20 protein-coding genes are annotated in these 18,653 nt (G+C 67.4%); 8 read left to right on the forward strand and 12 right to left on the reverse strand.

All coding sequences use genetic code 11. From position 1 onward, the window contains the following. Window positions 1-122: 122 nt before the first annotated feature. From B2G71_RS24725 to otsB, 7 genes are all read right to left on the reverse strand, one after another. Window positions 123-251, reverse strand: a complete 129-nt coding sequence (locus tag B2G71_RS24725; RefSeq protein ID WP_276306898.1) for a hypothetical protein — start codon at window positions 249-251, stop codon at window positions 123-125. A 58-nt stretch (window positions 252-309) separates the two neighbouring features. Continuing rightward, window positions 310-1,128: an alpha/beta hydrolase gene (locus B2G71_RS02080; protein WP_240529962.1), complete on the reverse strand. Its 819-nt coding sequence runs from the start codon at window positions 1,126-1,128 to the stop codon at window positions 310-312. A gap of 120 nt (window positions 1,129-1,248) precedes the next feature. After that, window positions 1,249-1,929: a peptidylprolyl isomerase gene (locus B2G71_RS02085; RefSeq protein WP_098104407.1), complete on the reverse strand. Its 681-nt coding sequence runs from the start codon at window positions 1,927-1,929 to the stop codon at window positions 1,249-1,251. A gap of 77 nt (window positions 1,930-2,006) precedes the next feature. Next, the gene (locus B2G71_RS02090) at window positions 2,007-2,264 is read right to left on the reverse strand and encodes a hypothetical protein (protein ID WP_098104091.1); all 258 of its coding nucleotides are present in this window, start codon (window positions 2,262-2,264) and stop codon (window positions 2,007-2,009) included. A 173-nt stretch (window positions 2,265-2,437) separates the two neighbouring features. Continuing rightward, window positions 2,438-3,847: an alpha,alpha-trehalose-phosphate synthase (UDP-forming) gene (gene otsA / locus B2G71_RS02095; RefSeq protein ID WP_098104092.1), complete on the reverse strand. Its 1,410-nt coding sequence runs from the start codon at window positions 3,845-3,847 to the stop codon at window positions 2,438-2,440. Between the two features lie 86 nt (window positions 3,848-3,933). Next, the gene (locus tag B2G71_RS02100) at window positions 3,934-5,730 is read right to left on the reverse strand and encodes a glycoside hydrolase family 15 protein (RefSeq protein WP_098104093.1); all 1,797 of its coding nucleotides are present in this window, start codon (window positions 5,728-5,730) and stop codon (window positions 3,934-3,936) included. Further along, the gene (gene otsB, locus B2G71_RS02105) at window positions 5,730-6,512 is read right to left on the reverse strand and encodes a trehalose-phosphatase (protein ID WP_098104094.1); all 783 of its coding nucleotides are present in this window, start codon (window positions 6,510-6,512) and stop codon (window positions 5,730-5,732) included. The genes B2G71_RS02100 and otsB overlap by 1 nt, the downstream gene beginning before the upstream one ends. Before the next feature lie 159 nt (window positions 6,513-6,671). On the opposite strand from otsB, the gene B2G71_RS02110 reads away from it, so the two are divergent. The 5 genes from B2G71_RS02110 to B2G71_RS02130 all read left to right on the forward strand — a co-directional run bounded on the left by B2G71_RS02110 (window position 6,672) and on the right by B2G71_RS02130 (window position 10,259). After that, complete coding sequence (locus tag B2G71_RS02110; protein ID WP_206049250.1) at window positions 6,672-7,946, forward strand: mechanosensitive ion channel domain-containing protein; 1,275 nt, start codon at window positions 6,672-6,674, stop codon at window positions 7,944-7,946. A gap of 17 nt (window positions 7,947-7,963) precedes the next feature. After that, a complete protein-coding gene (locus B2G71_RS02115) occupies window positions 7,964-8,521 on the forward strand; it encodes a hypothetical protein (RefSeq protein WP_098104096.1) in 558 nt (185 codons plus the stop codon). A gap of 104 nt (window positions 8,522-8,625) precedes the next feature. Then, entirely contained in the window at window positions 8,626-9,084 is a 459-nt protein-coding gene (locus B2G71_RS02120; RefSeq protein ID WP_098104097.1) for a DNA starvation/stationary phase protection protein, read from the forward strand. 90 nt (window positions 9,085-9,174) lie between these two features. Then, entirely contained in the window at window positions 9,175-9,795 is a 621-nt protein-coding gene (locus tag B2G71_RS02125) for a 6-phosphogluconolactonase (RefSeq protein WP_098104098.1), read from the forward strand. Next, the gene (locus tag B2G71_RS02130) at window positions 9,783-10,259 is read left to right on the forward strand and encodes an NUDIX domain-containing protein (RefSeq protein ID WP_098104099.1); all 477 of its coding nucleotides are present in this window, start codon (window positions 9,783-9,785) and stop codon (window positions 10,257-10,259) included. The genes B2G71_RS02125 and B2G71_RS02130 overlap by 13 nt, the downstream gene beginning before the upstream one ends. Here B2G71_RS02130 and dinB read toward each other — a convergent pair. Continuing rightward, on the reverse strand, window positions 10,241-11,365 hold the full coding sequence (gene dinB, locus B2G71_RS02135; RefSeq protein ID WP_098104408.1) for a DNA polymerase IV: 1,125 nt from the start codon (window positions 11,363-11,365) through the stop codon (window positions 10,241-10,243). The two genes, B2G71_RS02130 and dinB, sit on opposite strands and share 19 nt — an antisense overlap. Before the next feature lie 133 nt (window positions 11,366-11,498). On the opposite strand from dinB, the gene B2G71_RS02140 reads away from it, so the two are divergent. Further along, on the forward strand, window positions 11,499-12,737 hold the full coding sequence (locus B2G71_RS02140; RefSeq protein ID WP_098104409.1) for a multidrug effflux MFS transporter: 1,239 nt from the start codon (window positions 11,499-11,501) through the stop codon (window positions 12,735-12,737). Between the two features lie 22 nt (window positions 12,738-12,759). Here the strand turns inward: B2G71_RS02140 and B2G71_RS02145 are convergent, their stop codons facing one another. The 4 genes from B2G71_RS02145 to crtY are packed head-to-tail and all read right to left on the reverse strand — an operon-like array spanning window position 12,760 to window position 16,961. Continuing rightward, window positions 12,760-13,725, reverse strand: a complete 966-nt coding sequence (locus B2G71_RS02145; protein ID WP_098104100.1) for a phytoene/squalene synthase family protein — start codon at window positions 13,723-13,725, stop codon at window positions 12,760-12,762. Window positions 13,726-13,732: 7 nt separating this feature from the next. After that, the gene (locus B2G71_RS02150; protein WP_098104101.1) at window positions 13,733-14,311 is read right to left on the reverse strand and encodes a TIGR00730 family Rossman fold protein; all 579 of its coding nucleotides are present in this window, start codon (window positions 14,309-14,311) and stop codon (window positions 13,733-13,735) included. Further along, a complete protein-coding gene (locus B2G71_RS02155) occupies window positions 14,308-15,786 on the reverse strand; it encodes a phytoene desaturase (RefSeq protein WP_098104102.1) in 1,479 nt (492 codons plus the stop codon). The genes B2G71_RS02150 and B2G71_RS02155 overlap by 4 nt, the downstream gene beginning before the upstream one ends. Beyond that, window positions 15,783-16,961: a lycopene beta-cyclase CrtY gene (crtY, locus tag B2G71_RS02160; protein ID WP_098104103.1), complete on the reverse strand. Its 1,179-nt coding sequence runs from the start codon at window positions 16,959-16,961 to the stop codon at window positions 15,783-15,785. The genes B2G71_RS02155 and crtY overlap by 4 nt, the downstream gene beginning before the upstream one ends. A 131-nt stretch (window positions 16,962-17,092) precedes the next feature. Between crtY and B2G71_RS02165 the strand changes: the two genes are divergently transcribed. Together B2G71_RS02165 and B2G71_RS02170 are read left to right on the forward strand one after the other, a co-directional pair. Further along, window positions 17,093-17,632 carry a GNAT family N-acetyltransferase gene (locus B2G71_RS02165; RefSeq protein WP_098104104.1) on the forward strand — a complete coding sequence of 180 codons (540 nt, stop codon included), beginning with the start codon at window positions 17,093-17,095 and terminating at the stop codon, window positions 17,630-17,632. A gap of 128 nt (window positions 17,633-17,760) precedes the next feature. Next, window positions 17,761-18,603, forward strand: a complete 843-nt coding sequence (locus B2G71_RS02170) for a MipA/OmpV family protein (RefSeq protein ID WP_098104105.1) — start codon at window positions 17,761-17,763, stop codon at window positions 18,601-18,603. The last annotated feature ends 50 nt before the right edge of the window (window positions 18,604-18,653 follow it).

Here is an 18,653-nt window from a genome sequence, read left to right on the forward strand (position 1 = left end):
CGGCTTCGCCTCCGGCGCGGGGCGGCAGCCGATGGTGCCTGCCGGTCCGGGAACGACGGGGCTCGCGGAGCGCTGGCGCTCAGCCTTGCGGTTTCATGCTTCCGCCGGCGTCTGTACCGGGTTCACAGCACGCCGATGTCGTGCAGCCATTGCTCGACTTGTCTGGGCCATTGCGTCGTGACCGGATCGCCTGTCGGACGCATGCCGAAGGCATGCCCACCCTTCGCATAGACACGCATGTCGACCGGCACGCCCGCATCGTTCAGGGCCAGCGCATAGGCGAGCGGGTGCCGGATATCGTCGACTCCGTCACATCGCGTGAATGATGAGAGTGCGCGGTGCCTTCGGGCTGATCTTCGCCCACGGAGCGAGCACCAGGTTGTTCCTCTCCGCGTCCGGGTCCAGGAGGCGGGCCGTGTAGACGATCACCGCGAAGTCGGGCCGCGTGGACTCGCGGTCGGCGGCGTCGGCAAGCGGATAGGTCCGCTCCTCCGTGTTGCTCATGTTCGCCACGAGATACCCCCCGGCGGAAAACCCGATCACGCCGATCTTGTGCGGATCGATGCCGTAGGTCGAAGCGCGGTGCCTCAGCAACCCCATCGCCCGCTGTGCATCCTCCAACGCAAGAAGCACTTCCGGTCGCCGGCTGTGCCCGTTCTGCTTTGGCCAGGCTTGCGGTGCGCGATACTTGAGGACAGCGCAGGTCATGCCCTGCCGGACCACCCAATCGCAGATTTCGGTGCCTTCCAGATCCATGGCCACGACGGTGAAGCCACCGCCTGGCAGGACCAGCATGGCAGCGCCCGTGTTTCGTCCCCCGGGCCGATAGATCGTCATCGTCGGGCGGGTGACATAGCCGGCCCAGTGCCACTGCCTTCCTCCGACGGTCTGCGAGCCGTTGCCGGTCGCCTCCGGTCGATCACCGGTGTCGGGTTTCGCGAGCGCGACGTTCGCGGGCCAGAGCGGCACTTGCGTCCCGTCGGCGGCAGGTTGCCACACGCCTTCGCGTTCCACTTTCGGAACCTCGATCCTGGCATCCGAACTGTCAGTCTTGCTCGCCTGACCACAGGCCGACCCGGCAATGCCGACCGTCAAGACCAGAGACACGATGAACCGGAAGCGCGACAAGCCGGAATTCCTCTTGTTTGGCAGTGCCGACCTGGCAGGGATGGTGCTTGAACCTCGGTATATGGCGTGGTGACGGAAGTCGTGCGATCGGGCTTGACCCGGGGAGACAGGTCCTCCCTTCTAGGGCGCTTCCGGCATCTCGTTCCGGGCGGGGGCCGGCTCCGGCGCCTCGACCCGCCGCGCCGAGACGATCTTGACCGGGTTTTCGATCATCTGGCCCTTCAGTGCGCCTTCGCCCTTGGTGGCCGAGAGCGGTGCGTCCCAGATGGCGCGGACCACGTCCATGCCTTCGACGACATGGCCGAAGGCGGCAAAGCCCGCGCGAGTCTCCGGATCGTCGCTCTCGGGATCGGCGTCGAGGCCGGGCATGTCCGAGACCATGATGCTGAAATCGCCGGTGCCGGTGCCCGGCGCGAAGCGGGCGAGCGAGATCGTGCCGGCCTTGTGCAGCACGCCGGTCTCGCTGGTCGGCTCATGCGCGACCGGGGGGAAGGCGCGGGTCGGGGTTCCGGCGATCCCGCCCTGGATCAGGCCGTTGGGCTGCTCGCCCCAGTCGAGGTGCATCGAGCGGTAGAACGCGGTGCCGTCGAACCGCTCGGCATCGACATACTTGAGAAAGTTCGCCGTGGTGAGCGGCGCGCGGGTTTCCTCAAGGTCGAGGGTGATCGTGCCGGCGGTGGTCTCGATCGCGACGTAGACATCTGCGGCGGCCGATGCGGCGTCAGGCGCAGCGGGAGAATTGGAGGCGGGCGGCGCCGCGGCTAGCAGCAGCGGAGCGACAAGCGCGAATCGTTTCATCATCGCGCCATCTTGGCGCAAGCGAGCCGGTGAGCGCCAGAGGGCAAAGCGAACGCCTTGTCCGCTTTGCCGCGCGGCGATCAGCAGGCTTCGGCGCGGAAATGCTCGACGATGCGATCGTCGATCGGCTCCTTGAAGGTCGCCGAGCAGTGGCCGTCGCAGTCGCGGCTGATGCAGGTCGCGGCAAAGGGGCCCATGGCGCCGATCCACAGCGCGAAATCGTGATCGAGATTCGCCGAGGCGCTTTCGAGCCAGAGCTCGCAACTGCTGCCGCCAAGTTGGGAGATCATGGCCGCCGCCGATGCGGACGCGCCGACGCATTCACCGTAGATGGGCATTGATTCGATTCCGTCCTGCGCCCTTCGGCCTTCTGTTATAGCTCTTTTTCGCCGTTCCCGGCCGGTGAAGGCCCTTGGCCCGTCACCGCGTTACTCCATATACGCCACTCATGTTAATAGGGTTTCCGTACGGCTAAGGATTTGTGACAGTCGATGCGTTCCCCGCGTGACCCTCACTCCGCTTCGAGCGGCGCGGCATCCTCGCTGACCGGATTGGCGAGCACGGCGATGAAATCGTCGGTCCACTTGCCGACGTGCTCGTCGCGCACCGAGGCCAGCAGCGCCGCGTGGCGCTCCTTGCGCTCGGCCAGCGGCATGTCGATCGCGTGCTTGATCGTCTCGCTCACTTCGTCCGCGCTCATCGGATTGACCAGCAGCGCATCGGAAAGCTGGAGCGCGGCGCCGGCGAAGCGTGAGAGGATAAGAACCCCCGGATCGTCGGGATTCTGGGCCGCGACGTATTCCTTGGCAACCAGGTTCATGCCGTCGCGCAGAGGGGTCACCAGCCCGATGTCGGCGGCGCGGTAGAAGCCGGCAAGCTCGGTGCGGGGATAGCCGCGGTTGACGTAGCGGATCGGCACCCAGGCGACATCGGCATGCGCGCCGTTGATATGACCGGCCTTGCGCTCGAGGTCCTCGCGGATCTGCTGGTAGCTGGCCACGTCGCCACGCGAAGGCGGCGCGATCTGGAGCATGACCACGTCCTTGGCCATGTCGGGATTGACCGTCAGAAAGCGCCCGAAGCTGTCGAGCCGTTCGCCCAGGCCCTTCGAATAGTCGAGCCGGTCGACGCCGATCAGAACCTTGCGCCCACGGGTGGACTTGCGCAGCTTCTCGTAGGCGGCCGTCGCCTCGGGGCTGTTCGCGCCCTCGACGAAATCGTCGTAGTCGATGCCGATCGGGAAGGCCCTGGCGTAGACGGTGCGCCCCTCGTACTCGATCGAGCCGTCGTCCGAGACCGGGAGTTCGAGTTCCTTGCGCACGTAGTGGAGGAAGCTTTCGAGCCACTCCTCGGTCTGGAACCCGATCACGTCGCAAGCGAGCATCGAGGTCACGAGCCGCTCGTGGAACGGCAGCGTAACCAGCAGCCGCGCCGGCGGCCAGGGCGTGTGGAGGAACAGCCCGATCTGGTTCTTCAGACCCTTCTGCCGCAGCAGCGAAGCCAGCGGAAGCAGATGGTAGTCGTGAATCCACACGAGGTCGTCCTGCTCGATCAGCGGGGCGACGTTGTCGGCGAAGCGCGCGTTCACGCGTTCGTATCCCTCGCCAAAGTTGCGGTCGTACTCGGTCAGGTCGATGCGGTAGTGGAACAGCGGCCAGAGCGTCCGGTTGGCATAACCGTTGTAGTATTCGTCGACGTCCTGCGCTTCGAGATCGATCGTCGCGGTGGTGACGCCGGCGTTGCGCTGGACGTCGAGATGGCCGGTGAATTCGTCGGTCTCCTGTCCCGACCAGCCGAACCAGATACCGCCGTATTCTCGCAGCGCCGCCGAGAGCGCGACCGCCAGTCCGCCCTGCGCGCCTTTCGCGCCCATGGGATTGGGAACCGAAACGCGGTTCGAGATGACAATCAATCTGCTCATCGTATTTCCCCTGCCGGCGAACGTGCGCCTCGCAAGCGATCCGCCCTCGCCCGCAGCGTCCACGGGTCGACCGCGCCCGGACGCACCTAGCGCCAGTCTCTCCAGGATCGCGACAAGAGACCGGCGCAGTTTATTATTCCTACAAGCGAATAGGTCTGGGGAAAGTTCCCCCACAGCTCGCCGGTTTCGAAGTCCATGTCTTCGGACAGCAAGCCGGACTTGGTGCGATGGGCGAGCATCGCCTCGAACAGCGTCTTGGCTTCTTCGTCGCGTCCATCGAGGTGCAGCGCCTCGATCAGCCAGAACGTGCAGATGTTGAACGCGGTCTCGGGCAGGCCGAAGTCGTCTTCGTTGGCATAGCGCAGCATGTGTTCGCCGCGCCGCAAGACCTTCTCGACTGCCTGAAGCGTCGCCTGGAAACGCGGATCGTCGGGTTTGACGTAACGCAGTTCGACCATCTGCAGCAGGCTCGCGTCGAGTTCCCTGCCGCCGAAGCTGGCGGCGTAGTGGCCGCCTTCCGCATCCCAGGCGCCCTCTTCGATGTTCCTGGAGATCGCATCGGCGCGCTGGCGCCACAGTGTCTGCCGATCGGTCAGGCCAAGACGTTCGGCGGCATTGGCGAGGCGGTCGCAGGCGGCCCAGCACATCACGCTGGAATAAGTGTGCACCGCGGCGCGGGTGCGCAGTTCCCACAGACCGGCATCTGGTTGGTCATGCAGCTTCCAGGCCATCTCGCCGACCTTCTCGAGGCTGGTGAAATCGTCTTCGTTGGCCATGCGCAGCAGGCGCTTGTCGGAAAAGGCCTGGATGTTCGGGATGATGATCTGGCCGTAGCAGTCGTTCTGGAGCTGGTAGTAGGCGGCATTGCCGATGCGCACCGGGCCCATGCTGCGGTAGCCGGGCAGGCACTCGGCCTCCCACTCGATGATCTCCTTGGCGCCGCTCACTGCGTAGAGCGGTTGGATCACGCCCGCATCGGCGTCGTCGACGAGGTTGCGCAGGTACGACAGGTATTTCTCGAGCACGTCGAGCGCGCCCAGCCGGTTGAGCGCCTGGACCGTGTAATAGGCGTCACGGATCCAGCAGTAGCGGTAGTCCCAGTTGCGCCCGGTCTCACCGTCCTTCACCGCGTGTTCGGGGATCGAGGTGGTGAGCGCCGCGACGATCGCGCCGGTTTCCTCGTGCTGGCACAGCTTGAGCGTGATCGCGGCGCGGATCACCGCATCCTGCCAGTCCATCGGCGTCGCCAGGCCGCGCACCCAGTGGCGCCAGTAGCTCTCGGTCCGCTCGAGCATCGTCTCGACCTCGCGACCGACGTTGCCCGAGAACGGTTCGTCGGGGCCGAGGTAGAAGTGCAGCGGGTTCTCGACACGGAAGTGGCGCTCGTCGAGGATATAGCCCACCGGCGCGTCGGTGGTCAGCCGCATCGCCGAGCGGTCGTTGAGATAGCGGATGTGGTTGGTGCCGTGCGTGATCGGCGCCTGCGCGGTGCCGTAGCCGTTCATCGGCGTCAGCAGGACCTTGAGCCGCGGCGAGCCGCAGACGGGCCGCACGATGCGGATGTAGGACACCGGGCGGAACATGCGTCCCGAACGCTCGAAGCGCGGGCAGAAGCTGAAGACGTCGACCTTGCCGCCGTAGCCGTCCTCCAGCCGCGTGCGCAGGATCGGCGTGTTGCGGACGTATTCCTGGGTGGCCGAGACCTGGTCGTCCAGCTCGAATCGCCAGGTGCCCAGTTCGTGCCCCGCTTCGCCGCGCAGAAGCGCGCAGAAGGTCGGGTCGCCGTCCACGCGCGGGACGCAGCCCCAGACGAGCGAGCCAGTGTCGTCGATCAGTCCGCTCACCTGGCAATTGCCGATCGGCCACAACTCCAGCGAACTCATCAGGGCGTTTCCTCAAGCGCGGCGTTGAGCCAGCGGTGGACGGCGGCCACGTCGGCCAGACGCCAGACGGCGGTCGTCTCGCGCATCGGGCCGACCAGAACGCCGCCGCCGCCGAAGGGCATGACCGCGCGGAAGGCGTCCTCGTCGGTCACGTCGTCGCCCGCGAAGATCGGCCGCGTGCCGGCGAATTCGGCCAGCGTCATGAAGCGCTCGACCGCGGCGCCCTTGTCCGAGCCGGGCATGACCAGTTCGACCACCATCTTGCCGTGCTTGAGGCCGAGCCCCTCGGTGCGCGCGATCCGCTCGGCCGTGTCGAGCACCGCGTCGCGCACCGAGATATCGCTGCGATAGTGGATCGCGGCGCTGAACGGCTTGGCCTCGACCAGCAGGCCGCCCTGCGCCTCGGCCAGCGCGCGCAGGTCTGCCAGCACGCGTTCGGGCAGCGGTTCGGCAAGCGCGGAGACGACCGACGAACCGGCCTCGCGGAATTCGCCGCCGTGCGATCCGGCCATGGCGACCGCGATCGGGCCGAGGTGGCGATCGAGATCGGCGAGCGCGCGACCGCTGACGATCGCAAGGCGACCGGCGAGCTTTTCCGACAGCGCTTCGAGCATCGCGCCGAGCCCGGGCGCGACGGCGATCCGGTCGGGATGGTCGGCGATCTCGACGAGCGTGCCGTCGAAATCGAGAAACAGTGAGGTGCCGTCACGGCTCGCGATGGGGGCGGGATCGGGCAGGAGGTGCGGGGCCAAGGTCTCGCAATCGTCGCTGTCAATTGTCATGAGCGGTCACTCTTGCACTATTCGCAGGTGCGAAACCACCCCGTAATTCCTGCTCGCGCCTGAGCGGCCTTGCCGGGCGAGCGAGGCACCCGGTTGCCTTGGCCGGGTTCGGACGGCATGTAGCCCGCGCGACCGAGGCACGAGGAGGATCCGATCGCGGTGTTCGACACCATAGGCAATTTTCTGGCCGCGCATCCCTGGGCGGAGGCGCTGGCGGGCCTGGCCGGCTTGCTGCTTTTTGCCTGGCTGACGAACTGGCTGGCCAAGATCGTGACCGTTCGTCCGGTAAGCGCGGTGATCGCCCGCACGCCGCTGCGCAACGAAGCGCAGGACGCGCGCGAGCTCGTCGCGCACCTCGCCAATATCGTGCCCGCCGTCGCTATCATGAACGGCATCGCGGTCGTCGCGGGCATGCCCGACAAGGTCGTGGTGGTGGTTCAGGCGCTGACGGGCGCGTTCATCGTTTACACGATCGCGCGCGCTCTGTGCGACCTGCTCGAACTTGCCAACGACGCCTACGAGCTCAAGCCGGAGGCGGCCAGCCGGCCGATCAAGGGCTATATCCAGGTCGCCAAGATCGTGGTCTACGCGGCCGCGACGATCCTGATCGTGGCGACGCTGGTCGGCGAATCGCCGCTGATCCTGCTGTCCGGCCTGGGCGCGCTTGCCGCAGTGCTGATGCTGATCTTTCGCGACACGATCCTCTCGCTGGTCGCTTCGGTGCAACTGCGCTCGAACGACATGCTGCGCGTGGGCGACTGGATCGAGATGCCCCAGCTCAATGCCGACGGGGATGTCATCGACATCTCGCTGCATACGGTGAAAGTGCAGAACTTCGACAAGACCGTAACGACGATCCCGACGCACCTGCTGGTTTCCGATTCGTACCGAAACTGGCGCTTCATGCGCGAGTGGGGCGGCCGGCGGATCAAGCGCGCGATCCCCATCGACCAGACGACGATCGACTTCCTGGACGTCCAGGGTTGGGAGAACCTGCGCCGGTTTCGCCTGCTCCACGAATACATGGCGGCCAAGGAGGCCGAGCTTAAGGAATGGAACGCGGCCAACGCCCGCGAAGCCGGCGACGAGCCAGTCAACAAGCGGCGGCCCACCAATATCGGCACGTTTCGCGCTTATGTGATCGCCTACCTCAGGGCGCATCCCCACATCGCCAAGCGCGGCACCTTGCTGGTGCGCCAGCTCGAGCCTTCCGATCAGGGACTTCCGCTCGAACTCTACTGCTTCACCGATACCATCGCCTGGGCGGAGTACGAGAGTATCCAGGCCGACATCTTCGACCACTTGCTGGCGATCCTTCCGCAGTTCGGACTGAAGGTCTTCCAGACGCCGACAGGCAACGACCTGATGGCACTCGCCCCGCCGCGCGCCGGGCCGACGGCGCAGACGGCGCCTGCCGCCGATCCGGTCGACTGACGAAGCCCGCGCCCGGCATGCCCGCGTTCTACCTCACGCTGATCGCGGTCCTGCTCTCGGGATGGCGCGCGCGCGACCAGGCGGACATCGCCGGTCTGACGCGGGCGCAGGGCCAGCGTCCGGCGGTGCTCGTCGTCGCGATCCTCGTGAGCATCGCCACCGCCGCGCTCGCCGCCTACGCCGCGACGCTGTTCCGGCCGTTGCTACCGCCGCCCGCGCGGATCTGGTTCGTCGCCATCGCGCTCGGTCTGGCGGGCGCGGAATCGCTGGCGATCGCGCCGCGCAAGGTTCCCAGCGAGCCGACCCGATCGCTCGGCGCGCTCGCGCTCCTGCTGCTGGCGCACCAGGTGACCGACGCGCCGCGCTTCATCACGTTCGGCCTCGCCGCGGGGATGGCGGCGCCGCTTGCCTCGGGCCTTGGCGGCGCCATCGGTGGAGCGGTTCTGGCCGGCGCGGCATGGGCTTTTCCCCAGTTCGCGATGAGCCCCGGCGCCCGCCATGCGCGCCGCGCGGTCGGCGCGCTGTTGCTCGTCGCGGCGATCATCGTGGCCTTTCGTGAAAGCGGCATACTCTGATCGGAATATTCGATCGTTCCGCCATCTTTTCATGCGCGTTTCCCATCACGATATCCAATCGCACCGAACGATATCATGCGGCACAGGACAAGGAGGCAGCAACCATGAGCAGCAACGACAATTCCAAGGGCGCCCTGATCGACAGCCTTAACGGGCTGCTGGCGGACACGTTCTCGCTCTACGTCAAGACCAAGAACTTCCACTGGCACGTCAAGGGGCCTCAGTTCCACGACCTGCACCTGCTGTTCGACACGCATGCCACCGAGGTTTTCGGCCTTGTCGACCTCATCGCCGAGCGCGTGCGCAAGATCGGCGGCACGACGCTGACCAGCCCTTCGGCGATCGCGGCCAAGACCCAGATCAAGCCGCAGGACGACACGAGCCTCGATGCGATGGCGATGGTCAAGGAACTCTTCGACGACAACCAGACCCTCATCGCCAGACTGCGCGAAGTGAAGGCGGCGGCCGGGGAGGCCGGCGACAACGCCACCGACGGCATGATGGACGACTGGACCGATCAGGCCGAGCAGCGCGCCTGGTTCCTGCGCGAGATTCTCGCCTGATCCGGCGCTTTGGCGCAAGGGGTGCGGCCGGTCTGCGGACCGGCCGTCGCCCCTCCCGCTCGCCGCGTCCGCGTGCTAGGCATCGCGCTGATGCCGCACATAGAGTTTATCGCAGGGGCCGACGATCTGGCGATTGCCGACTGGCTCGAAGCGCGCCTTGCCGCTGCCCTCGAAACCGCTGCCGGCGAGATCGCGGTGAGCGTTCCGGGCGGCTCGACGCCGTTCCCGATTCTTGCCGCGCTCGCGGACCGGCCGATCGCCTGGCCGCGGATCGCCGTCTGGCCGGGCGACGACCGGCTGGTCGACGAGGCGCACCCGGCCAGCAACGTCGGTCGCATTCGCGAACGGCTTGCGCCCGCCGGCGCGAAGATCGTGCCGCTTTCGGTCGACGCGCGCCCGCCGCATTTCGCGCTCGCCTGGCTCGGGATGGGCGCCGACGGCCATATAGCCTCGCTCTTCCCCAATACCGACCCGCGGATCGACGATCCGCGCGCGGTGCGCCGGCTGACGCCCGATCCGCTCCCACCCGAAGCGCCGTTCGACCGCGTGACGTTGACCATCCCGGCGCTGCTCGACAGCGACGAACTCGTCTTCGTCATCCGTGGCGAGGAGAAGCGCGCGGTGTTCGAGGAGGCGGCGCAAGGGCGTGGCGACCTTCCCGTCGCCCGCCTGCTCGGCGCGGCCAGCCAGCAGGTGACATGCTTCACCTGATCCCGGCTCCGCTGCACAGGTTGGCGCTACGCGTGGGCAGCAGGCTCATGCGCCATTGGCGCCGGATCGTTCGTCCGCAACTGGTCGGGGCTTCGGTGATTGTGCAGGATCCGGACGGGCCAATCCTCATGGTGCGCCATTCCTACGGCGAGGAGGCCTGGCTGTTCCCGGGCGGCGGATGCAAGCGGGGCGAGGCACCCGCCGACTGCGCGCGCCGCGAGATTCGCGAGGAACTGGGCTGCGCGATCGAGTCGCTCGAACTGATCGGGCGGCTGGACGAAACCATATCGGGTGCGCCGCATGCCGCCTTCGTATTCCACGCCCGCCTCGCCGGACCGGTCCGTCCCGACGGCCGCGAAATTCTCGAGGCGCGCTATTTCCCGCTCGACGCCTTGCCCGAACCGCTGGGGCCAGCGGTCGTGCGGCGCATCGCGCTCTTGCAGGGTTACAGCAGCGACAGTTGATCGCCGCCTTCTTCGCGGACATCGGATTCGGCGCGGGTGAGGGCGGACAGAGTGAGGCCCATGAGCCGCACCGGTTGTTGCAGCGGCATCAGCTCGTCGAGCAGTGCATGCCCGAGCCGCGCGAACTCGGCCTTGTCCGTCACGATATGCGGGACCGAGCGCGCCCGCGTGACGGTCCGGAAGTCGGCGTAGCGCAGCTTGAGCGTGACCGTGCGGCCGCTCGCCTCGGCGCGCTCGATCCGCTCCCAGACGATGTCGACGATGGTGTCGAGCGTGGCGAGCACTTCGCCGGGCTCTGCGATGTTGATGGCGAAGGTGCGCTCGCCGCCCACCGACTTGCGTTCGCGGTTCGCCCTGACACGCCGCAGGTCGATGCCGCGCGCGGCGCGAAACAGGTACTCGGCGAAGCTGCCGAAATGCGCGCGCAGGAAGGCGAGGTCCCTGGCGGCGAGATCGGCGCCGGTGGCGATGCCGAGGCTCGCCATCTTCTCCGCGCCGCGCGGGCCGACGCCGTGGAACCGGCGCACCGGCAGGTTCGCGACGAAGGCCGCGCCTTCGCCGGGGCGGATCACGCACAGCCCGTCGGGCTTGTTCTGGTCGCTCGCGAGCTTGGCGAGGAACTTGTTGTACGAAACGCCCGCGCTGGCCGTGAGCCGCGTTTCCTCGCGGATGCGGCGGCGGATGGTCTCGGCGATGCGCGTCGCCGAACCGATGCCCTTCAGGTCCTCGGTCACGTCGAGATAGGCTTCATCGAGACTCAGCGGCTCGACGTGGGGGGTATAGTCGAGAAAGATCGCGCGGATCTGGGCCGAGACTTCGCGATAGACGTCGAAGCGCGACTTGCGGAAGATGAGGTCGGGGCACAGCCGGGCCGCGCGGGCCGAGGGCATCGCCGAGCGCACGCCGAAGCGCCGCGCCTCGTAGCTCGCCGCTGCGACCACGCCGCGGCCCGAGGAGCCGCCGACAGCGACGGGTTTGCCGCGCAGTTCGGGAAAGTCGCGCTGTTCGACGCTGGCGAAGAAAGCGTCCATGTCGACGTGGATGATCTTGCGGATGCCCGCATCCTCGTCGCCCTCGTCCTCGTCGATAGCGCTCGCGCCGGTCATGCATCCGCTATAGCCCAGCGGGTCGCGGCCGCCCATGGTCTTGCGACCACGGCGCGCCGCCATTCGCTCGCCGACTTCGCAGTTGCGAAAACTTCGCTTTCCTGCCGGCACGCTTTCGGCCATGAGCCGCGCCATGCGTTCGCCCCAGTCCCCCAACGCGCCCTTTGCGGTAAGCGAAGGCGAGTTCGTCGCCATGATGGCCGCGCTCCAGGCGTTGCAGGCGCTGGCGATCGACATCATGCTGCCCGCGCTCGGCACCATGTCGCGCGATCTCGGGCTCAGCGATCCCAACGACCGCCAGCTCGTGGTTGGTGTGTTCCTTGTGTGCAGTGGGCTCGGTTCGCTGATTCCGGGGGCATTGTCCGACCGCTTCGGACGGCGCCCGGTGCTGCTGGCGTGCCTCGCCGCCTACTTCACGCTCTCGCTCGGCTGCGCGCTCGTCACGGACTTCAACGCGCTGCTGGTCATGCGCGCGCTGACCGGCCTGTTCACCTCGGGAATGATCGTGCTGCCGATGGCGGTCATCCGTGACCGCTTCGACGGCGACAGGATGGCGCGCATCCAGTCGCTGGTGGCGATGGTCTTCATGGTCGTGCCGATGATCGCGCCGATGCTCGGGCAGGCGGTGCTGCTCGTCGCGGGCTGGCGGGCGATCTTCGCGATCATGGCGCTGCTGTCGCTGTGCGTCGCGTTCTGGATCGGGGCGCGCCTGCCCGAGACGCTGCACGACGACTATCGCCAGCCAGTGATGCCGCGCGCGATCCTGCGCAACATGGGCGAGGCGTTGGGGACGCGTAGCGCGGTCGGCTACATCATCGGCCTCGCCTTCATCCAGGGGGCCTTGCTCGGCTACATCAATTCCTCGCAGCAGCTCGTCGCCGAGCACTTCGGCGCGGGCCTGTACTTCCCGATTATCTTCGGAGCGATGGCGATGGTCATGTCGGGCACGAACTTCGTCAATTCGCGCATCGTCGAGCGCTTCGGCGCGCGCCGGGTCTCGCACGCGGCGACGCTGTTCTACATCACGATCGCGCTCGCCCACCTCGCCGTGGCCTCGGGCGGCGAGGACCTGTGGGCCTTCGCTCCGCTGATGACGGCGAGCATGTGCATGATGTCGTTCATCGGCGCCAACTACCAGTCGATAGCGCTGCAGCCCTTCGCGCGGACCGCGGGCGCGGCCGCCTCCGTGATGATGTTCGTCCGGCTGGTCGGCGGCGCGGTGCTCGGCATCGTGATCGGTCAGGCCTACGACGGCACGCCGGTTCCGCTGCTGATCTCGATGCTGATCGCCGGGCTCCTCGCGATCGCGCTGGTGCTCTATTCGGAGCGTGGCCGCCTGTTCCGCCGGTTGAATCCGCCCAGGCACGGCTGAGCGGGGGGCTCGGTCCCGCGCCTCAGCGCTTCGCCATCGCCGACAGCTCGCGCCGTCCGGGCCCGGGACGCCGCACCGGGGCCGGCGCGCGGAGCGCTTGGACGAAGCCGCGGCCGACGTGGCCGAGCTTGGCGACGCGGCTGGTGTGGACGCGGCGGTCCCAGGCGTGCGCGCCGAGCCGCTCGACCTCGCGCCCGATCGCGCCGTAGATGTTCGCCGCCGACAGCACCGCCCAGCGCTGGCGAAAGCGCAGCCGTGCCGCGCCGACCCGGGCCGAGGCTTCGTAGCCGCGCGCCAGTTCGCAGGCGCGCGCGACCATGGGCACCAGCGCATGGCGATAGTGCGGCTTGGTGATCTCTCCGGGCGGGATATCGGCCTCGACCAGCCATTCGACCGGCAGGTAGCAGCGCCCCGCCGCGTCGTCCTCCCACACGTCGCGCACGATGTTCGAGAGCTGGAAGGCGAGGCCGAGGTCGCAGGCGGCGTCGAGCGTTTCGTCCTCGATGGCGGGCACGCCCATCACCGCCGCCATCATCACGCCGACCGCACCCGCGACGTGGTAGCAATAGCGCAGCATGTCGGCTTCGCTGCGCGGCCGCCATTCCTTCGCATCGAGAGCAAAGCCCTCGATCACGTCGTTCGCCATCTCGGGCGTTATCGGGGTCTCGGTGGCGAGCAGGCCGAGCGCATCGAAGGCCGGATCGCCGCTGGCTTCCCCGGCAAAGGCCAGCGCGGTTCGCGCGCGGATCGTCGCGAGCCGGGAGGCGGCGTCTTCCTGCGGTCCCAGCGCGCCGCCCATGTCCTGCGCGTCGGCGAGGTCGTCGCAGGCGCGGCACCAGGCGTAAAGCATCCAGACCCGCTCGCGCGTTTCGCGGTCGAACAGGCGGCTCGCGGCGGCGAAACTTTTCGAGCCTTTGCGGATCGCCTGCCGTGCCTGCACGACGAGCAGGTCTCTCCTTGCCCGCGCATGCAGGTTTTCGATCGCCATGGGCGCGCTAGAGCTCGTCGGATCGCATCTTGAAGATGGGATGCACCGGCTCGTGCGCGCGCATCCGCTCGAGCAGCAGGTCGAGTTCGTGCTCGGACATGATCAGCCCGGTGTGCTGGGTCCGCACGAAGCCGACTTCGGCCATGTGGCGATTGAAGGCGAGCAGGTGATCGTAGAAGCCGAAAGCGTTGAGCACGCCGATCGGCTTGGCGTGATAGCCGAGCTGCGCCCAGCTCACGGCCTCCCACAGCTCGTCCATCGTGCCGACGCCGCCGGGCAGGATCAGGAAGCCGTCCGCCATGCGCGTGAAGGCGGCCTTGCGTTCGTGCATGTCGGATACGATCGTGAGGTCGCAATCATAATTGGCGACTTCGGCGGACACCAATGCTTCGGGGATCACGCCGATCACTTCGCCGCCCTTGAGCAGCGCCGAGCCCGCGACCGCGCCCATCAGCCCCAGCCGGCCGCCGCCGTAGACCACGCCGATTCCCTCGGCGGCCAGCGTTGCGCCCACTTCGCGCGCCAGTTCCATGTAGCGTGGATCGGCGGGCGTGGCCGAGCCGCAGTAGACCGCGAGGCGCTTCACTTCAGATCCTCCAGCATGAGTTTCGCCGTCGCCTTGGCGCTGCCGACGACGCCGGGGATGCCCGCGCCGGGATGCGTGCCCGCGCCCGCGAGATAGAAATTCTTCAGCCCGTCGTCGCGGTTGTGGCCGCGAAACCAGGCGCTTTGCGTCAGGATGGGCTCGAGGCTGAAGGCGCTGCCCTGATAGGCGGCGAGATCATGCGCGAAATCGGTGGGCGCGTAGTGGAACTTCGTGACGATCCGCTCATGGATGTCGGGGATGAGGCGGCGGCCGACCTCGTCGAGCACGCGGGTCTCGAGTTCGGGGCCGACTTCGTCCCAGTCGATCGGCAGCTTGCCCATGTGCGCGACCGGAATCAGCGCGTAGAACGTACTGTGCCCCTCCGGCGCCATCGAAGGATCGGTGACGGTGGGATGGTGCAGGTAGATCGAGAAATCGCGCGGGAGCACGCCGTGCTGGTAGATGTCCTCGAGCAGCCCCTTGTAGCGCGGTCCGAACAGGATCGTGTGGTGCGGGATGCCCGGCCAGGTCCCCTCGAGCCCGAAGTGCACCAGGAACAGGCTTGGCGAAAAGCGCTTGGCGGCGAGCTTGCGGCCCATCTCGCGCCCGCGCAGGCTGCCCGAGAGCAGGTCGCGATAAGTGTGCACGATGTCGCCGTTGCTGGCGATGGCGTCGAAGCGCTGCTTCCAGCCGCTGTTCGTCTCGACTTCGGTGACACGGTCGCCCACGGTGTGCACCTGCACCACCGGATCGCCGAGCATCACGGTGCCGCCCAGCCGTTCGAACAGCGCCGCCATGCCCTGCGCGAGCTTGTTGGTCCCGCCGCGCGCCCACCACACGCCGCCGTCCTTTTCGAGCTTGTGGATCAGCGCGTAGATCGCGCTCGTGGTCATCGGATTGCCGCCCACCAGCAGCGTGTGGAACGAGAGCGCCTCGCGCAGCTTGGGGCTCGAGACGTAGGAGGAGACGATCGAGTAGACCGAGCGCCAGGCCTGATACCGCGCGAGTGCGGGCGCCGCCTTGATCATGCTCGAAAAGTTGAGGAACGCCTCGTGTCCGAGCTTGACGTAGCCTTCCTGGAAGACGCCGGCCGAATAGTGCAGGAAATCGTCGTAGCCGGCGAGGTCGTCGGGCGCGATACGGGCGATCTCGCGGCGCAGGGCGGCTTCGTCGTTCGAATAGTCGAAAGTGACGCCATCGGCCCAGTTGAGCCGGTAGAACGGCATCACGGGCATGAGTTCGACGTCCTGCGCGATGTCCGAGCCCGACAGCGCCCACAATTCCTTGAGGCAGGCCGGATCGGTAATCACCGTGGGTCCGGCATCGAAGGTGAATCCGTCGCGCTCCCAGGCGTAGCCGCGCCCGCCAACCTTGTCGCGCGCCTCGATCAGCGTCGTCTCGATCCCGGCGGATTGCAGCCGCACCGCGAGCGCGAGTCCGCCGAAGCCGGCGCCGATGACGCAGGCCCGCGTCATCCCAGGCTCCCGATCGTCCGGCCGCGCCCGGCAAGGCTGCGCATCGCGGCGCCGAGCGGAACCGGCGGCTTGCCCGCGAGAATGCGCAGGCGATCGGCGGCAGTGGATTCGCCCGCGTAGAACCTTTCGATCAGCCCTTCGGAGAGACCGTAGAAGCGCTGCAGGACGCGCCAGCGCTCGCCGGGTTCGGCGGCGGCGAAGAGCATGCGGCTCAACATCCGGTAGAAGCGCCCCTCGCGCCAATGCTTCGCTGCCCAGGCATGACCGAACCTTCCTACGGCGTCGCTCGAGAGCTTGTCGAGTACGCAAAGTGCGCTGGCGAACCGCACCGCGTCGGGCAGCGAGTAGCTGGTGAGCGGGTGGAACAGACCGGCGCGCGCGCCCGCCGGCGCGGGGCCGCACGCGGATGCGCGCCAGAACGCGTCGAAATCGCCGCCCGCGATCACGGGGAGCACGCCGGTTTCATCCATCGCGTGGCTCTCGACCCGCCAGCCGCGTTGCGCCGCGTAGTCGGCGATGCGGCGATGCAGCATGGCGGGGTCGAGCTGAGGCCCGTCGGAATAATAGGTGTCCTCGACGAAGACCTCGGTGGACGAGAAGGGCAGGCAGTAGACGAAGCGATAGCCGTCGTGTTGCGCGACGGTCGCGTCCATCACCAGCGGGCGCTCGAGCCCGTGTGGCGCGGCCAGGCGCAGCAGGCGTCCCGCGAACTTCTGCCAGCCGCCGACGAGATGTGGCAGGGCCTGCGGCCCGCGCGCGTCGATCACCGCGCCCGCTTCGATCACCCGGCCGTCGGACAGAGTCACGCACTCGGCACCGGCGGATGCGACCTGCACGCCGGTCATCAGCGAATCGCCCGGCAGCCGGGCGCGAAGCGCCGCGTCGAGGCTGGTTCCTGTTGCACTGCAATATCGCGTGGCGAGGCTGCGGGCAAGCTTGGGGAAAGCAACGTCGTAGCCGCTCCAGCGCTTGACCACGAGCGGTTCGACCAGGTCGCGGTCGCGCGCGGCGACATCGCTTTCGAAGAACGACCAGACGTGGTCGCCGCCGCACCGCGAATCGCGCTCGATCAAGAGCATGCGCGTTTGCGGACGGCGCGCGGCCATCGCCAGGGCGATAAGGCCGCCTGCTAGTCCGCCGCCCAGGATGGCGATGTCTGTCCGGGCCGGTTCCATCAGTCCAGCCCTAGCAGGCGCGTGGCGCGGCGCAACTCGCGCGCTGACCGGAGGCTGTCGATTAAAACAAAATCAAATCACTTAACTACCGCGCTTGGCAAAATTGCTGCTTTGCGGCATATTTCACTTTGATGAACAACGCATTGGAAATCTGCGAAGCGTCGCTCGACGACGCGGGGCAAATCGCGGAGATATTTTCCCACTACGTTCTCGAAAGCACTGCCAGCTTCGAAACCGAACCGCCTGACCGCGACGCCATGGCCGCGCGCATGGAAGCGACGATGGCCCAGGGATATCCCTGGCTGGTCGTCCGCGACGATGACGGGCGCGTGCTGGGATACGCCCATGCGCAAAGTTTCGGCGACCGCACCGGCTATGCCTATTCGTGCGAGACGAGCATCTACGTGCGGGCGGACAGCGTCGGCAAGGGCGTCGGCACCCGTCTCATCAACGCATTGGTCGAGGCTTGCGAAGAGTGCGGCTACCGGCAGGCTTTTGCGGTGATCGCTGGCACCGAGCCGGCCTCGGTGGTGCTCCACGCGCGGGCGAGCTATTTTCCGGTCGGCACGCTTGCTGCGGCGGGATGGAAGCACGGCAAGTGGATCGACGTGTTCATCATGCAGCGCAAGCTCGGTCCGGGCGCCGACACCTTGCCCGAGGGCGAGGGCTGAGCTTAACCCCGTTTGCTCTTCCGGGCATCGCCGCATTGGCGCCCCGGGCTGTCGTCATCGCCGAGCTTCAGGGAGGCAACCGCCGGAGGCGTGGTGCGTTGCTGCGTCGTGGCTACAGGGAAATCATCATGAAACCGTTCGCTTTCGCCGCCGCCGCCATGGCGCTCGCGCCCGTTACGGCGCTGGCCCAGGCCGGACCCGAGCCGGAGGAGAGCGCGCTCGACGGAGACTACCTGATCCTCGGAGCGGGCGTCGTCTACGGCCCGAGTTACGACGGCTCCGATGATCAGGTCGTCTCGCCGATCCCGTTAGTGCAGGGGCGGTTCAAGGGGATCACGATATCGCCGCGCCGTGGCGGCGTCGGCCTCGATCTCATTCCAGACGGCGAGGACGCGCGCTTCGGCGTTTCGCTGGGGCCGGTGGTCAATTACTCCGCGAACCGCGCGCGCCGGATCAAGGACCCGGTGGTCAAGGCCGCCGGCAAGCTCGACGAGGCGATCGAGATCGGCGCGACCGGCGGCGTGAGCGCCTACAAGCTGCTCAATCCCTACGACACGCTCTCGTTTTCGGCGGACGTCTCGTGGGACATCGCTGGCGCGCACAAGGGCATGATCTGGTCGCCGGGCATCACCTACATCACGCCGGTCAGCCGGGCGGCGATCGTGACGCTCAATCTGAGCGCGCGCCACGTCGACGACGACTATGCGCGCTACTATTATTCGGTGACGCCCGCGCAGAGCGCGGCAAGCGGCCTGCCCGAATTCGATGCGAAGGGCGGCTGGGATAGCTGGAACGTGAGCGCGCTGGCCGGTTACGACCTCAACGGCAATCTGCTCGACGGGGGTTTCGCGCTGGTCGGGCTCGCCAGTTACGGGCGGATGCTGAACGACGCCAAGGAGACGCCCTACACCTCGATCCGCGGCTCGGCCGATCAGTGGATGGTCGCGGGGGGCGTGTCCTACACTTTCTGACGGGCGCCGCATCTCGCAAGTCGCTGGGGGCGGTCGCGGCCGGAATCTCG

The organism is Novosphingobium sp. PC22D, from assembly GCF_002556635.1.
Taxonomy (GTDB): Bacteria; Pseudomonadota; Alphaproteobacteria; order Sphingomonadales; family Sphingomonadaceae; genus Novosphingobium.

Bases quoted from the DNA above. Each gene is read 5' to 3' on its own strand.
- B2G71_RS02085 (WP_098104407.1), bottom strand. From the start codon at position 1,929: ATGATGAAACGATTCGCGCTTGTCGCTCCGCTGCTGCTAGCCGCGGCG.
- B2G71_RS02090 (WP_098104091.1), bottom strand. From the start codon at position 2,264: ATGCCCATCTACGGTGAATGCGTCGGCGCGTCCGCATCGGCGGCGGCC.
- otsA (WP_098104092.1), bottom strand. From the start codon at position 3,847: ATGAGCAGATTGATTGTCATCTCGAACCGCGTTTCGGTTCCCAATCCC.
- B2G71_RS02100 (WP_098104093.1), bottom strand. From the start codon at position 5,730: ATGAGTTCGCTGGAGTTGTGGCCGATCGGCAATTGCCAGGTGAGCGGA.
- otsB (WP_098104094.1), bottom strand. From the start codon at position 6,512: ATGACAATTGACAGCGACGATTGCGAGACCTTGGCCCCGCACCTCCTG.
- B2G71_RS02115 (WP_098104096.1), top strand. From the start codon at position 7,964: ATGCCCGCGTTCTACCTCACGCTGATCGCGGTCCTGCTCTCGGGATGG.
- B2G71_RS02120 (WP_098104097.1), top strand. From the start codon at position 8,626: ATGAGCAGCAACGACAATTCCAAGGGCGCCCTGATCGACAGCCTTAAC.
- B2G71_RS02125 (WP_098104098.1), top strand. From the start codon at position 9,175: ATGCCGCACATAGAGTTTATCGCAGGGGCCGACGATCTGGCGATTGCC.
- B2G71_RS02130 (WP_098104099.1), top strand. From the start codon at position 9,783: ATGCTTCACCTGATCCCGGCTCCGCTGCACAGGTTGGCGCTACGCGTG.
- dinB (WP_098104408.1), bottom strand. From the start codon at position 11,365: ATGACCGGCGCGAGCGCTATCGACGAGGACGAGGGCGACGAGGATGCG.
- B2G71_RS02140 (WP_098104409.1), top strand. From the start codon at position 11,499: ATGCGTTCGCCCCAGTCCCCCAACGCGCCCTTTGCGGTAAGCGAAGGC.
- B2G71_RS02145 (WP_098104100.1), bottom strand. From the start codon at position 13,725: ATGGCGATCGAAAACCTGCATGCGCGGGCAAGGAGAGACCTGCTCGTC.
- B2G71_RS02155 (WP_098104102.1), bottom strand. From the start codon at position 15,786: ATGACGCGGGCCTGCGTCATCGGCGCCGGCTTCGGCGGACTCGCGCTC.
- crtY (WP_098104103.1), bottom strand. From the start codon at position 16,961: ATGGAACCGGCCCGGACAGACATCGCCATCCTGGGCGGCGGACTAGCA.
- B2G71_RS02165 (WP_098104104.1), top strand. From the start codon at position 17,093: ATGAACAACGCATTGGAAATCTGCGAAGCGTCGCTCGACGACGCGGGG.
- B2G71_RS02170 (WP_098104105.1), top strand. From the start codon at position 17,761: ATGAAACCGTTCGCTTTCGCCGCCGCCGCCATGGCGCTCGCGCCCGTT.